Origin of the sequence: Streptomyces sp. SPB074, from assembly GCF_000154905.1 — a bacterium.
In the GTDB taxonomy this organism is placed as follows: domain Bacteria; phylum Actinomycetota; class Actinomycetes; order Streptomycetales; family Streptomycetaceae; genus Streptomyces.
On the sequence record NZ_GG770539.1, the window covers coordinates 427,030 to 440,833 of the forward strand.

Genomic DNA, 13,804 nt, shown 5'->3' on the forward strand with positions numbered 1-13,804 from the left:
TCAGGCGGGCGCGGCGACGCGGGTCGCGTCGGGCGCCGTGCCGTCCTCGGCGACGAGGTGGCAGGCGACCTCGCGGCTCGTGCCCGGCAGGGTGCGCAGGGCCGGGGTCTCGGTGCGGCAGCGCTCGGTGGCGAGCGGGCAGCGGGTGTGGAAGTGGCAGCCCGGGGGCGGGTCGAGCGGGCTCGGCAGGTCGCCGGCGAGCACGATCCGCTCGCGGGTGCGCTGCTCCTCGGGGTCGGGGACGGGCGCCGCCGAGAGCAGGGCCTGGGTGTAGGGGTGCTTGGGCGCGGCGAACAGCTCGGCGGCCGGGGCCTGTTCGACGATCCGGCCGAGGTACATGACCGCGATGCGGTCGGCGAGGTACTCGACGGCGGCGAGGTCGTGCGTGATGAAGAGGCAGCCGAAACCGCGCTCGCGCTGGAGGTCGGCGAGCAGGTTGAGCACGGCGGCCTGCACGGAGACGTCGAGCGCCGAGGTCGGCTCGTCCGCGACGAGGAGGCTCGGGTCGACGGAGAGCGCGCGGGCGATGGAGACGCGCTGGCGCTGCCCGCCGGAGAGCTCGTGCGGGCTCCGGTCCCCCAGTTCGGGCCGCAGCCCGACCTGCGCGAGGAGCGCGTCGGCCTTCTCGGCCGCGCCCTTGCGGTCCGCGAGGCGGTGCAGGCGCAGCGGCTCCGCGATGATCTGCCGCACGCTCATGCGCGGGTCGAGCGAGGAGGAGGGGTCCTGGAAGACGAGGTGGAAGTCCTTGCGCAGCGGGCGCAGGGCCCGCCGCGAGAGCGTCGTCACGTCGGTGCCGTTGATCCGGACGGTGCCGCCGGTCGGCTGGTCGAGCCGGACGACGCAGCGTCCGACGGTGGACTTGCCGCTCCCCGACTCGCCGACGAGGCCGACGACCTCGCCCGGGCCGATGGTCAGCGAGACGCCGTCCACGGCTCGGACGGTGCCCTTGGCGGCGGTGAAGTGCCGCTGGAGGTCGCGGACTTCGAGTACGGGCTCGGTGGTGGTCATCGGGCGGCTCCCTCGGGGATCTGGGGACCGGCCTGGGCCGGGTGGTGGCAGGCGAGCCGGTGGGCGCCCTCGATGAGGCGCAGGGCGGGCCGCGCGCCCGCGCAGGTGTCGTCCGCGAGGGCGCAGCGGGGGGCGAAGGTGCAGGCGTCGGGCTGCACGTCGAGCCCCGGGACCATGCCGGGGATCTCGTTGAGCCGTGCCCTGCCGTCCGCGCCGCGCAGCCCGGGGCGCAGTACGGCGCCGAGCAGCCCGCGCGTGTAGGGGTGGGCGGGGCGCCCGTACAGCTCGGCGACCTCCGCCTGCTCGACGGCGCGTCCGGCGTACATGACGAGGACGCGGTCGGCGGTGTCGGCGACGACGCCGAGATCGTGGGTGATGAGCACGATGGCGGTGCCGAGGCGTTCGCGCAGGTTGCGCAGGACGTCGAGGATGCCGGCCTGCACCGTGACGTCGAGCGCCGTGGTGGGTTCGTCGGCGATGAGGACGGCGGGGTCGCAGGCGACCGCGACGGCGATCATGACGCGCTGGCGCATCCCGCCGGAGAGCTGGTGCGGGTACTCGTCCACGCGCTTGGCGGGGGCGGGGATGCCGACGAGGGTGAGGAGTTCGATGGCGCGCTCGCGGGCCTCGCGGCGGCCGAGGCCCTGGTGCTTGCGGAGCACCTCGCCGATCTGGCGGCCGACGGTGAGGACGGGGTTGAGCGAGGTCATGGGCTCCTGGAAGATCATCGCCATCTCCTGGCCGCGCAGCCGGGCGAGGCGCTTCTCGGAGAGCCCGACGAGCTCCTGGCCCGCGAGCCGGACCGATCCGGTGACGTGCGCGGTGGAGGGGAGCAGGCCCATGACGGCCATCGAGGTGACGGACTTGCCGCAGCCCGACTCGCCGACGACGGCCAGGACCTCGCCGGGGGCGACGTCGTAGGAGAGGCCGTCCACGGCGTGCACGGTGCGGTCGTGACCCCGGAAGGAGACGGAGAGGTCGCGGACGCTGAGCACGGCCTCGCCGGACGGGGCGGGCACGCGGGCGGTGGTCGCTGGGGTCACCGGGAGCCTCCACGGGGGTCGAGGATGTCGCGCACTCCGTCGCCGAGGAGGTTGAAGGCGAGTGTGGCGAGGACGATGACGAGGCCGGGGAAGACGGCCATCCAGGGGGCCTGCGCGATGAACGGCTGGGCCGAGGAGAGCATCACGCCGAGCGAGGGGGACGGCGGCTGCACGCCGAGGCCGAGGAAGCTGAGCACCGCTTCGCCGATGATCGCGGAGGGGATGCCGACGGTGGCCTGGACGATGAGCGCCGAGGAGGCGTTGGGCAGGATGTGCCGGAAGAGGACGACACGGTCGGTGCCGCCGTTGGCGATCGCGGCCTGGACGTAGTCGGCGCTCTTGAGGCGCAGGGTCTCGGCGCGGGTGATGCGGATGATCGCCGGGATCTGCGAGATGCCGATGGCGATCGTCGCGTTCTTGAGCGAGGGGCCGAGGATCGCGGCGAGGCCGACGGCGAGGACGAGGAAGGGGAAGGCGAGCAGCGTGTCGGTGAGCCGCGAGACGACGGAGTCGGCGACGCGCCCGTAATAGCCGGCGATCAGGCCGAGCGGTACGGCGACGACGAAGGCGAGCGCGACGGCGAGGACGCCGACCTGCATGGAGGCGGTGACGCCGACGAGGACGCGGGAGAGCTGGTCGCGGCCGAGGTCGTCGGTGCCGAGCCAGTGGGCCCAGCTCGGCTCGGCGAGGGCCTGGCCGAAGTCGGGCCGCGCCGGGTCGTAGGGGGCGATGACGTGGCTGAGGAGGGCGAGGAGGACGAAGAGCGCGGCGAGGACGGCGCCGGTGAGGGCGAGCCGGTCGCGGCGCAGCCGGTTCCAGCCGGAGCGCAGGCGCCCGGGGCGCGGGGCGCTCGGTGCCGTGGCCGGGGCGGGCACGTCCCGCACCGTGGTGGGAACGGTGGTCATCGGGCGCCTCCGAGCCGGATACGGGGGTCGACGACGGAGTAGAGGAAGTCGACGAGCAGGTTGACGAGGATGTAGGCGGCCGAGGTGAAGAGCACGACGCCCTGGACCATGGCGTAGTCGCGGGTGAAGACCGCGTCGATGGTGAGCTTGCCGAAGCCGGGCAGGACGAAGACCTGTTCGGTGACGACGGCCCCGGAGATGAGCTGCCCGAGTTGCAGGCCGAGGACGGTGACTACGGTGACGAGCGAGTTGCGCAGCGCGTGCCCGCCGATCACCTGGCGCCGGGTGAGTCCCTTGGCGCGGGCGGTGCGGGTGTAGTCGGCCGAGAGCGAGTCGAGCATCGCGGCGCGGGTCTGGCGCATGACGACGGCGGCGAGCCCGGAGCCGAGGACGATCGCCGGGAGGACGAGCCGGCGCAGGTTCTCCAGCGGGTCGGTGCCGAAGGGCACGAAGCCGGAGGCGGCGAAGACGGGCGTGGCGATGGCGAAGGCGAGGACGAGGATGATGCCGAGCCAGAAGGAGGGCACGGACATGCCGAGCAGCGCGATGCCGTTGGCGAGCCATTCGGAGGGCTTGCCCTTGCGGACGGCGGCGAGGACCCCGGCGCCGATGCCGACGACGACGGCCAGGAGCAGGGCGAGCGCGGCGAGTTCGAGGGTGATGGGCAGCGCCTCGCGGATCGAGTCGAGCACGGGGAGCCCGGTGCGGGCCGAGGTGCCGAGGTCGCCCGTGACGGCGTGCGAGAGGTACCGCCAGTACTGCACGGCGATGTTGTCGTCGAGGCCGTACTCCTGGCGGATGGAGGCGAGGACCTCGGGCGAGGTCTGCTCGCCCGCCAAAGCCTGGGCGGTGTCCCCGGGCATCGCGCGCACGCCGAGGAAGACGGCGATCGAGACGAGGACCATCGTCACGAGCGACATGCCGAGCCTGCGGGCGAGGTACGAGGTGAGCAGGGTGCGGAGGCGGTTCACCGGCTTCCCTTCACGTAGCCGGCTTCCTCGGCCTTGATGAGGCCGTCACCGGAGAGCTTGATACCGCTGACGTCCGTCGAGGCCGAGACGTAGTTGATGTTGCGGTAGAGGTAGAGCACGCTGTGCTGCTTGTTGATGGCGACGGTCAGCTCGCGGTAGATCTCGCGCCGCTTCGCGGTGTCGGTGGTGGAGCGGCCCGCGACGATGAGGCGGTCGATCTCCGGGTCGGAGAGCTTGCCCTGGTTGTTGCTGCCGGCGGTGCCGACGAGGCTGTCGATGTTGCCCGCCGGGTCGGGCTGGCCGCCCCAGCCGCCGGTCCGGGACTGGAAGTCACCGGCGAGGGTGCGGCTGAGCCCGGTGGCGAACTCGGTGGGACGGAGCCGGATGTCGAAGCCGGCGTCCTTGGCCATGGCCTGGATGACCTGGCCGAGGCGGTTGTCCTCGGGCGTCGTGTTGATCATGAGTTCCAGCGGTACGGGGGTCTTGACCCCGGCCGCCCTGAGGAGCCGCTTGGCCTTCGGGATGTCCCGCTTCGGGCAGGTCGTGGGCGAGCTGAGCGGGGTGCCCGGCGGGACGGGCCCGCAGGCCGGCGCGTACATGCCCTGGAAGACGAGCTTGTTGATGAGGTCGCGGTCGAGCGAGAGGTCGAGCGCCTCGCGGACGCGCACATCGCGCCCGAAGGGACTGTTCACGGTGCCGGGCTTGCCGGAGACGCCGTGCGTGTTGCCGACGTTGAGGGTCATGGCCATGTAGCCGAGCGAGGGCGTGCTGAGGAGCTGGACGCCCTTCTCGCCGAGCGAGGAGCGCACCTCGACCGGGCCCATCTGGTCGCCGATCTGCACGTCGCCCGAGCGGATGTTGGCCATCCGGATGTTGCCGTCCGTGATGGTCTTGTACGTCACGCCGTCGAGATGGACCTTGCCGGCGTCGTAGTAGAGCGGGTCCTTCTTGAGCTCGATGCGGTCGCCGATGACGCGCTTGTGGTACTTGAAGGGGCCGACGCACGAGGGGTGCGTGGCGAACTTCTTGCCGTACTTCTTGATCGCGGTGGGCGACATGATGAGCCCGGCGGTGTTGGCGAGGCGGCCCAGCAGCGGGGTGTCCGGGTGCTTGAGGCGGAGCCGCACCGTGTACTTGCCCGGGGTGGTGACCTCGCGGACCGAGTCGATCTCGGAGGCGCGGCCCGAGCCCTTGAGGTGCAGGTGGCGGTCGAGCGAGGTCTTGACGGCGGCGGCGTCGAGCGGGGTGCCGTCACTGAAGCGCGCGTCGCGCCGCACGGTGAAGGTGAAGGTCTTGCCGCCGTCGGTGAGCACGGGCAGGGAGTCCGCGAGCTGCGGGACGAACTTGTTGTGCTGGTCGACGTCGTAGAGCTGTTCGCACATCGACGCGAAGACGGTGCGGGCGACGAGCGTGGACGTGAGGCTCGGGTCGAGCATGTCGGGGTCGGACTTGAGCCCGATGGTGAGAGTGCCGCCGTCGCGGACGGGGCGGTCGTCGACGAGGCGGGCCTTGGCGGCGGACTGCTCGCCGGGAGGGGAGAGCGTGCCGCAGGCGGTGGTGACCGTCGCGAGCGCGAGCACCGCGAGAGTGGCCGGTATACGACGCACGGAACCGAACCTCTTTCAGGACAGCAGGGGGCGGTTCACGGACCGGTCAGGTCCGCGTTGAGGCGAAACGGTATACCAAAGCCTGGATATTCGAAGCCCCTAATTTTTCCTAACCGGCGGAACCCGGCGCGCTCTTGCCTGGTCAAAATGGTCAACTCTGGGCAAGACACGCATCGTGTGCGCGTGGAGGCGTGACGCACTTGGTATACCGACCGCAAGACCATCCACGATGTGGACGCAGCACGCCCCGGTCCCGCGCCGAAGGGGGCGCGGGACCGGGGCGTGGTGGTGACTGGCGTGAACTCTGCGGGCTCAGTGCGCGGTGGCCGTCACCGAGCCCTTGGTCTCGGGGGCCCAGCGCAGGGACAGGAGCAGGCCCGCGAGGAGCACGGCGGCGAGCCCGTACATGGAGACGCTGAGCCCGAAGCGCTCCAGGCTCACCGGCAGGACGAAGGTGCCGACGGCGGAGGCGATGCGGCTGGAGCCGTTGAGGAAGCCCACGCCGGTGGCGCGCAGGTGCGTCGGGTACAGCTCGGGCGGATAGACCTGGGTGATGTTCGAGGCCCCGGCCATGACGAAGGTGTAGACGAGGAAGGGCGCCATGAGCGCCCAGGCCGGGGCGTCGCTGAGCGCGCCCATGAGGACGAGGGCGACGGTCATGACGCCGAAGGTCACGATGGTGAACGGGCGGCGCCCGCAGCGTTGCACGAACCACAGTCCGGCGACGCCCCCGAGCAGCAGGAAGAGGCTGAGCATGATGTTCTGCCGGTCCGGGTCGGAGACCTTCATGGCCGCGAGGATGACCGGCATGAAGGTGTAGATGGCGAAGTACGGCAGGACCTGCGCGCTGTAGAAGCCGAAGCCGAACCAGGTCCGGACGGCCTGCCCCTTGGCGAAGAGCTCGCGGAACGCGGCCTGCGGCACGGGGGGCTCCTCGGCCTGCGGGCCGATCTCCGCGCGCAGGTGGCGCCGGGCCACCTCGCGGGCCTCGTCGGCGCGGCCCTGGCTCAGCAGCCAGGCCGGGGACTCGGGGGTCCCGATGCGCAGCAGCAGGACGAGGAGGGCGGGCAGCGCGCCGGTGGCGAGGAGGATCTTCGCGGCGTGCTCGTCCCCGCCCCAGACCGCCCCCAGGATCTCCGCCGCCACGTAGCCCACCGTCCACAGCACGGTGAGCGCGCCGAGCAGGACACCGCGCAGCCGGCTGGGGACGAACTCGGAGAGCATCGTCGGCCCCACCGCGTAGTCGGCGCCGAGGCCGAAGCCGATGAGGACGCGGAGCACGAAGAGCAGGACCGGGCCGTCGGCCCAGAGCTGGAGGGCGGAGGCCGCCGTGATGAGCACGAAGTTCCACACGTACAGCCGCTGGCGGCCGACGAGGTCGCCGACCCGCCCGAGGACGAGGGAGCCGAAGAAGAGGCCGATGAGCGCGGAGGCCCCGAGGAGGCCCTGCCAGACACCGGAGAGGTGCCAGCCGTCGGTGAGCGTCGCGAGTACGGCGCCGATCATGCCGAGCGCGTAGCCGTCGGAGAAGTTGGCGCCGAAGGTCGTCGCCGTCACCCTCAGGTGGAAGGGGCGCAGGGGCGCCTCGTCCAGCGAGGGCGCGAGGGGGGTGGGAGTGGTGGCGCGTTCGGCCGTCTTCGTCATCGGAGGGGACACCTCGCCTGCCGTTGGGGGATGCGAATGACCGTATTCGAGCCAACGCTTCTTGAATAGGGATAGACAGAAACTTCTCCCACCTCCCTTGATGTGAGCCCCTTCCCTCGTGCAGAGTCGGTGGCGAGCCGGTGCGGATTCTCCGCAGCCGCTCTGGTCACACCGTTCCCCCGTGCCCGAAAGCCGCGTGTCATGGCTGAAAACCCCGCCTCCGTGTCCCTCCTGGGCGGCGCGTTCGCGCCCGCCGCCACCGCTTCTGCCCCCTTCCCCGGCGAGGACGCCGTCCCGGTCCCGGGGAACGGGCCGGGCGGCCCCGGGCACGGGTTCGCCCCGCGCGCCGCCGATGTCGTCCGCATCGTGGACGGGGCGCGGCCCGCGCCCCTCACCCCGGCCGAGCTGGCCCCCGCCCGCCGCGCCTGGCACGCGGCGCGCGAGCTGGCCGCCTCCGGCCGGGTGTACGGGCGCTCCACGGGGGTGGGCGCCAACCGCACCGCCGAGGTGCGGGACGCGGACCACGGACTGCGGCTGCTGCGCAGCCACGCGGGCGCGATCGGCCCGCGCGTCGCCGCCCGCGAGGCCCGCGCCCTGCTGACCGTGCGCGCGCAGCAGCTCCTGGCCGGGGGCGCCGGGCTCGACCCGCGGGTCGTCGTCGCGCTCACCGAGGCGCTGCGCGGCGAGGCCACGCCCGTCCTGCACAGCCTCGGCGGCGTCGGCACCGGCGATCTCGGCCCCCTCGCCCAGCTCGGCCTCGCGCTCACCGGCGAGGGCGCCTGGGAGGGCGGCACCCCGCCCGGCCCCCTCGTGCTCGACTCGAACGACGCGCTCGCCCTCATCAGCTCCAACGCGCTCGCCGTCGGCCGCGCCTGCCTCGCGCTGGAGGAGTCGCGCACGCTCCTGCGGGCGGCGAACGGGATCGCCGCGCTCTCGCTCCTCGCCGTGGACGGCTCTGCGGAGCCCTTCGCCGCGCCCGTCGCCGCGGCGCGCCCCTACCGGGGGCAGCGCCTCGCCGCACGGCGGATGCGCGACTGGCTCGGGCTGCCCGCGCGGCCCGCCCCGCCCGCCGGCCGTATCCAGGACCCCTTCGCCTTCCGCTGCCTGCCCCAGACGCTCGGCCCGGCCTACGACGCCGCCGACACGCTCGACGCGGTGCTCGCGGTGGAGCTGTCGGCCGCCGCGGAGAATCCGCTGATCAGCGCGGGCGACGGGGCGGCCTACCACCACGGCAACTTCTACGCGGGCCAGCTCGGCCTCGCCCTCGACGCCTTCCGCCTCGCGCTGCTGCCCGTCGCCCGCTCCTCCGCCGCGCGCCTCGCCGCGCTGTGCGAGCCGGCCCTCACGGGGCTGCGGCCCTTCCTCGGCGACACGGCGACCGCGTCCTCGGGCGTCATGATCCTGGAGTACGCGGCGGCCTCGGCCGTCGCCGAGACGCAGGCCCTCGCCCAGCCGGCGAGCCTGGGCCACGTCGTGCTCTCCCGGGGCGTCGAGGAGCAGGCCGGTTTCGCCTCGCTCTCCGCCGCGCAGTCGCTGCGGATGCCGCAGCTGCTGCGGAACGTGCTCGGCTGCGAACTCGTCGCGGCGGTGCGGGCGCTGCGGATGAGCGAACGGGAGCCCGCGCCGGGCACCCCCGCGGCACGGGCGCTCGCGGTCGCCCTCGACACGCTCCCGGCCGACTTCGGGGACCGCCCGCTCACCGCCGACGTGGCACTCGCGGAGGGCCTGGTGGAGCAGTTCGCCGAGTGGTGAGAGCGGCGCGGTGGCCGGTACGGGACCGGCCACCGCCTCCCTCACTCCCCCGGACCCGGAGCCGCGACCTCGCGCAACTCCCCTTCCGCGAGCCGCAGATACCGCGTGACGCCGATGTCCGCCAGGAAGCGCTCGTCATGGCTGATGACGAGGAAGGCGCCCCGGTAGGAGGTCAGCGCGCTCTCCAGCTGGCCGACGCTCACGAGGTCCAGGTTGTTCGTCGGCTCGTCCAGCAGGAGCAGGTGCGGGGCCGGTTCGGCGCTCAGCACGCACGCGAGCGTCGCGCGCAGCAGCTCGCCGCCGGAGAGGTTCCCGGCCCGCAGGTGCGCCCCCTCGCCCCGGAAGAGGAACCGCGCGAGCAGGTTCATCCGCTCGGCCTCCGCCATGGCGGGCGCGAAGGCGGCCAGGTTCTCCGCGACGCTCAGGGCGGGGTCGAGCAGGTCGAGGCGCTGCGAGAGGTAGGCGACCCGGCCGTCCGCGCGGCGCAGTTCGCCCGCCTCCGGGGCGAGTTCGCCCGTGATGAGGCGCGACAGGGTCGACTTGCCGGCCCCGTTGGGCCCGGTCAGCGCGATGCGCTCGGGGCCGCGCACCGACAGGTCCACGCCGTCGCCCGCGAACAGTCCCCGCAACCGCAGCCCCCTGGCCTCGAAGAGGGTGCGCCCGGCGGGGGCCTCGGTGCCGGGCAGGTCGAGCACGAGGCGGGTGTCGTCGCGTACCGCGCGTCCCGCCTCGTCCAGCCTGGCCCGGGCCCCGCCGACCCGGTCGGCGTGCGTGTTCCCCGCCCTGCCCGCCGACTCCTGGGCCCTGCGCTGGCGGGCGCCCGCGAGGATCTTGGGCAGACCGGCGTTCTTGACGTTGCGCACGGCGTTGCCCGCGCGGCGCTCGGCGCGCTCGCGCGCCTGCTGCATCTCGCGCTTCTCGCGCTTGAGTTCGGCCTCGGCGTGCCGCACGTTCTTCTCCGCGACCTCGCGCTCCGCGCCCACCGCCTCCTCGTACGCGGTGAAGTCGCCCCCGTAGAAGTGCAGTTCGCCCCGCTCCAGCTCGGCGATCCGGTCCATGCGGTCGAGCAGGGCGCGGTCGTGACTGACGACGAGGAGGCAACCGCGCCAGTCCTCGACCACCGCGTGGAGGCGGTGGCGGGCGTCGAGATCGAGGTTGTTGGTGGGTTCGTCCAGGAGGAGGACGTCGGGACGGGCGAGGAGCTGGGCCGCGAGGCCGAGCGTGACGACCTGGCCGCCGCTGAGGCTCTCCAGTCGCTGGTCCAGGGCGAGCCCGCCGAGCCCGAGCCGGTCCAGCTCGGCGCGGGTGCGCTCCTCGATGTCCCAGTCCTCGCCGATGGTGGTGAAGTGCTTTTCGTCCACCTCGCCGCGCTCCACCGCGTCGATCGCGGCGATCACCCCGGCGACGCGGAGGACCTCGGCGACGGTGAGCCCGGTGCGCAGCGGGAGGGTCTGCGGCAGGTGGCCGAGGGTGCCGTTGACCGTCAGGGAGCCGGAGGTGGGCGCGAGTTCGCCCGTGATGAGGCGCAGCAGCGTGCTCTTGCCACGGCCGTTGGGGGCGACGAGCCCGGTGCGGCCACCGGGGACGGTGAAGGAGAGCCGGTCGAAGACGGGAGTCTCGTCGGGCCAGGAGAAGGACAGGGCGGAGCTGACGACGCAGGCGTCGGACATGGAAGGCGGACCTCACGGGTGCGCGCGGAACGGGGGCCAGCGCCGGGGGCGGGCCCGCACTCGTACCGCTGAGTGGGAAGAGGGGACGCTCAGGGGGCCACGACGGCGGCGCCTCGTACGCCTGCCGGTGGCCTGACACGCCGGGTCTCACCCGGAGATGTCGTCGTCACCCACCACTGTTCCGCTCCTTACGGGAGACAAGTCCTGCGTCCACCGTAACAGGAGGGCGGTGAGGGGCGCTTCCGGTTTGTTCCGGGCGCCCCGAACCTGGTCAAGCCGCCCGCGCCCTGATCAAGCCGCTCCGCGCCTTGGTCAGGCCGCCCCGAGCGCGGGCAGCACCACCGCGTGGACGTACCGCCGCAGGCCCGCCTGCGTCACCATGCGGCCCTCCATCAGTTCGGGGGCGAGGACGCCGCCGAGGACCATGTGGACGATGAAGTCCACCGCCGTGTTCTCCGGGGCGAGTTCGCCGCGCGCCAGGGCGCGGCGCAGCATCGGCGTGAAGTAGCGCCGGCAGGGCTCGACGATGAGTTCGCGCAGGGCGGCCTCCAGCTCGGCGTCCTCCTGCGCGGCCTGGCCGATGCCGCGCACGAGGCTCGCCCGGCGGGCCGTCTCCTCGTCGTCGAAGCTGTCCACGAAGGCGTCGAGGTCGCCGCGGAGACTGCCGGTGTCGGGGATGTCCGTGGCGATGGGGGTGACGAAGTGCTTGAGCGCGCTCGCCACGAGCCCGTCCTTGCCGCCCCACTGCCGGTAGAGGGTGGCCTTGCTCATGTGCACGCGGGCGGCCACCGCGTCCATCGTGAGCGCCCCGTACCCGTGCTCGGTCAGCAGGTCCACGACGGCGGCGTACAACTCCTCGGCGCGACCGGGCCCGAGCCTGCCGGACCCGCCCTCGCCCACCACCGCGACCACCGTGCCCCTCCCGTGCCCCGTCGCACTCCCGGCCGCGCTCCCGACCGGATCGCGAGCGAGCCTACCAAGGGAAAGTAAAGAAACGATACGGTGTCGTTCACCTTTTCTTCGCTTGGTGGAATGTTCAACCACCGCTTTCCGTTAGGGGGATGTGCGACGGAGGGACCGTCGCCGCGGAACGGGAGGCACCCGGTGGAGGACACGTACTTCGAGTTCGGCACCCCCGCGGACCGCTGGGGCAGGGCCGGGATGTTCTTCGAGGCCAAGGAGTACACGACGGCGGCGCGCATCCTGCGCGGGCTCCTCGCGGAGGACCCCGGGCACACCGCCGCGCGGCTGCTCCTGGCCCGCGCGTACTACCACTCCGCGCAGTTGCGCCGCGCCGAGACCGAGCTGCGGGCCATCCTCGACCGCGACCCCGTCGAGGCGTACGCGACCCTGCTGCTCGGGCGCACACTCGAACGCCAGAGCAGGGACGCCGAGGCGGCCCCCTACCTGCGGCTCGCCGCCGCGATGACCGGGGACGAACGGGTGGGATGACCGGGCGCGACCGGCAGGTCACGGAGCGTCCCCGGGGGCCGGACAGGCATCGTCACGGTGCGTGTCCGGCCCTCGTTCGGTCCATCACCTCGGGCGGACGCCCCGCGCGCTCGGCAGGGTGGTGAGGCGGAAGCGCGCCGACTCTCCGCGCGACCGGCCCTTTCGCCGAGGAGGACTTCATGAGCGCCCCCGCTCCCGACACGGCCACCTACGTCTTCGCGGTCCGACGCTGCGGCGGCGACGTGCACCTGACCGGACACCCCGAGGGCGCGGCGGTGCGGCTGCTGCCCTTCGGCGCGCTCGTCGCCGTCGTGCAGGACGTCCCGCTGCGCGCGCTGGGCGGCCCGGCCGCGCTGCGCCGGCTGCTCGCCCCCGAGCTGCTCGAACCGCTCGGCAGGCTGCACCGCGAACTCGTCCACGCGGCCGGGACCTCCGGGCCGACCGTGGCCCTCCCGGTGGGCACCTGCTACGCCAACGACGTCCGCGCCCGCGCGGCCCTGGAGGAGCAGGAGGAGCGCTTCGGCGCCGCGCTGCACCGCGTGACGGGTTCGGGCCGCGCGACGGCCCGCGTCGAACGAGACACGCTCGCCCGCAAGCGGCCCTGACGGCGGCCGCCCGGCCGCGAAGGACGCGCGGACGCCCCGCGCGCACGCGGGCGGGCGCTCAGCCTTCCAGCACGCGGACCGGTGTGCCCCGCGCCCAGGCACGCACCGCCTCCAGCGCCTCGCGGTAGAAGACCTCGTACGTGCCCTCGGTGACGTAACCGAGGTGCGGGGTGAGGACCGTGCGGGGCGCCGTGCGCAGGGGGTGGGCGGCGGGCAGGGGTTCGGTGTCGTAGACGTCGAGGCCGGCGCCCGCGATGGCGCCCTCGTGGAGCGCCGCGAGCAGCGCGGGGGTGTCGACCAGCGGTCCGCGCGAGGTGTTGACGAGGTACGCGGAGGGGCGCATCCACGACAGTTCCTCGGCCCCGACGAGACCGGCCGAGCGCGGGCTGAGCTTGTAGTGGACCGTCACGACGTCGGCGGTGGTGAACAGTTCCCGCTTGGTGACCGGTTCGGTGCCGAGGGAGCGGGCGTGCTCCGGGTCGAGGTGCTCGCTCCAGGCGAGGACGCGCATCCCGAAGGCACGGCCGATCGCGGCGACGCGCGCCCCGAGCCGACCGAGCCCGACGACCCCGAGGACGCGCCCGTCCAGGTCGCCGCCCACCGTGTGCTGCCACTCCCCCGCGCGCATCCCGGCGGACTCGGCGGGAATCCGCCGCACGAGCGCGAGGATCAGGCCCCACGTCAGTTCGGGCGTCGCCGACACCGGGCTCCCGGTGCCGCACACGGTGATTCCCCGCTCGCGGGCGGCCCCGAGGTCGATCGAGGCGTTGGCCATGCCGGTCGTGACGAGCAGCCGCAGCTTCGGCAGCCGGGCGAGGCGCTCGCGCGTGAAGGGCGTCCGCTCGCGCATCGCGACGACGACGTCCGCCTCCGCCAGCGCGGCCACGACGTCGTCGGTCTCCGCGAGGTGCGTGTGCAGGAACTCCACGTCGGCGCCGAGCGCCTGCCAGTCCGCGTAGCGGTGGGCGACGTGCTGGTAGTCGTCGAGGACGGCGATGCGCACGGGGACGTCCCTCCGTGAATAGGTGCCGGTGGCCGTGTTCACCCTACGGCCGGGGAGCCCGCGCTCGGGGCGCCGGTCCCGGTCCGCACCGCGCGCCGGTCCCGGTCCGCACCGTCCGCCGGTCCCGGTCCGCACCGTCCGCCG

General features: G+C 73.5%; 12 protein-coding genes. 3 read left to right on the forward strand and 9 right to left on the reverse strand.

The features are described 5' to 3' along the window. The 6 genes from SSBG_RS01750 to SSBG_RS01775 form a co-directional block, all read right to left on the reverse strand. Nucleotides 1-1,008 (reverse strand): ABC transporter ATP-binding protein, encoded by a 1,008-nt coding sequence (locus SSBG_RS01750; RefSeq protein WP_008744518.1) that lies wholly within the window; start codon nucleotides 1,006-1,008, stop codon nucleotides 1-3. After that, nucleotides 1,005-2,051, reverse strand: a complete 1,047-nt coding sequence (locus SSBG_RS01755; protein WP_008744519.1) for an ABC transporter ATP-binding protein — start codon at nucleotides 2,049-2,051, stop codon at nucleotides 1,005-1,007. The genes SSBG_RS01750 and SSBG_RS01755 overlap by 4 nt, the downstream gene beginning before the upstream one ends. Further along, nucleotides 2,048-2,956, reverse strand: a complete 909-nt coding sequence (locus SSBG_RS01760; RefSeq protein WP_008744520.1) for an ABC transporter permease — start codon at nucleotides 2,954-2,956, stop codon at nucleotides 2,048-2,050. Before SSBG_RS01760 ends, SSBG_RS01755 begins: the two co-directional genes overlap by 4 nt. After that, the gene (locus SSBG_RS01765; RefSeq protein WP_008744521.1) at nucleotides 2,953-3,927 is read right to left on the reverse strand and encodes an ABC transporter permease; all 975 of its coding nucleotides are present in this window, start codon (nucleotides 3,925-3,927) and stop codon (nucleotides 2,953-2,955) included. Before SSBG_RS01765 ends, SSBG_RS01760 begins: the two co-directional genes overlap by 4 nt. After that, nucleotides 3,924-5,534, reverse strand: a complete 1,611-nt coding sequence (locus tag SSBG_RS01770; protein ID WP_008744522.1) for an ABC transporter substrate-binding protein — start codon at nucleotides 5,532-5,534, stop codon at nucleotides 3,924-3,926. Before SSBG_RS01770 ends, SSBG_RS01765 begins: the two co-directional genes overlap by 4 nt. A 312-nt stretch (nucleotides 5,535-5,846) precedes the next feature. Continuing rightward, complete coding sequence (locus SSBG_RS01775) at nucleotides 5,847-7,178, reverse strand: MFS transporter (RefSeq protein WP_037868691.1); 1,332 nt, start codon at nucleotides 7,176-7,178, stop codon at nucleotides 5,847-5,849. 201 nt (nucleotides 7,179-7,379) lie between these two features. Between SSBG_RS01775 and SSBG_RS01780 the strand changes: the two genes are divergently transcribed. Then, nucleotides 7,380-8,930 (forward strand): aromatic amino acid ammonia-lyase, encoded by a 1,551-nt coding sequence (locus SSBG_RS01780; protein ID WP_008744524.1) that lies wholly within the window; start codon nucleotides 7,380-7,382, stop codon nucleotides 8,928-8,930. A gap of 41 nt (nucleotides 8,931-8,971) precedes the next feature. Here the strand turns inward: SSBG_RS01780 and SSBG_RS01785 are convergent, their stop codons facing one another. Both SSBG_RS01785 and SSBG_RS01790 read right to left on the reverse strand, forming a co-directional pair. Next, nucleotides 8,972-10,600, reverse strand: coding sequence for an ABC-F family ATP-binding cassette domain-containing protein (locus SSBG_RS01785; RefSeq protein WP_008744525.1), 1,629 nt, complete (start codon nucleotides 10,598-10,600; stop codon nucleotides 8,972-8,974). Nucleotides 10,601-10,912: 312 nt separating this feature from the next. Continuing rightward, nucleotides 10,913-11,503 carry a TetR/AcrR family transcriptional regulator gene (locus SSBG_RS01790; protein WP_008744526.1) on the reverse strand — a complete coding sequence of 197 codons (591 nt, stop codon included), beginning with the start codon at nucleotides 11,501-11,503 and terminating at the stop codon, nucleotides 10,913-10,915. Between the two features lie 201 nt (nucleotides 11,504-11,704). Between SSBG_RS01790 and SSBG_RS01795 the strand changes: the two genes are divergently transcribed. Together SSBG_RS01795 and SSBG_RS01800 are read left to right on the forward strand one after the other, a co-directional pair. Next, nucleotides 11,705-12,052, forward strand: coding sequence for a tetratricopeptide repeat protein (locus tag SSBG_RS01795; RefSeq protein ID WP_008744527.1), 348 nt, complete (start codon nucleotides 11,705-11,707; stop codon nucleotides 12,050-12,052). 179 nt (nucleotides 12,053-12,231) lie between these two features. Next, nucleotides 12,232-12,657, forward strand: coding sequence for a GvpL/GvpF family gas vesicle protein (locus SSBG_RS01800; protein WP_008744528.1), 426 nt, complete (start codon nucleotides 12,232-12,234; stop codon nucleotides 12,655-12,657). A 58-nt stretch (nucleotides 12,658-12,715) separates the two neighbouring features. Here SSBG_RS01800 and SSBG_RS01805 read toward each other — a convergent pair whose 3' ends face one another. Then, on the reverse strand, nucleotides 12,716-13,660 hold the full coding sequence (locus tag SSBG_RS01805) for a D-2-hydroxyacid dehydrogenase family protein (protein ID WP_008744529.1): 945 nt from the start codon (nucleotides 13,658-13,660) through the stop codon (nucleotides 12,716-12,718). Nucleotides 13,661-13,804 lie beyond the last annotated feature (144 nt).

Excerpts from the sequence above, each read along its gene's own strand:
- SSBG_RS01750 (WP_008744518.1), bottom strand. The coding sequence starts at position 1,008 with ATGACCACCACCGAGCCCGTACTCGAAGTCCGCGACCTCCAGCGGCAC.
- SSBG_RS01760 (WP_008744520.1), bottom strand. The coding sequence starts at position 2,956 with ATGACCACCGTTCCCACCACGGTGCGGGACGTGCCCGCCCCGGCCACG.
- SSBG_RS01775 (WP_037868691.1), bottom strand. The coding sequence starts at position 7,178 with ATGACGAAGACGGCCGAACGCGCCACCACTCCCACCCCCCTCGCGCCC.
- SSBG_RS01780 (WP_008744524.1), top strand. The coding sequence starts at position 7,380 with ATGGCTGAAAACCCCGCCTCCGTGTCCCTCCTGGGCGGCGCGTTCGCG.
- SSBG_RS01785 (WP_008744525.1), bottom strand. The coding sequence starts at position 10,600 with ATGTCCGACGCCTGCGTCGTCAGCTCCGCCCTGTCCTTCTCCTGGCCC.
- SSBG_RS01800 (WP_008744528.1), top strand. The coding sequence starts at position 12,232 with ATGAGCGCCCCCGCTCCCGACACGGCCACCTACGTCTTCGCGGTCCGA.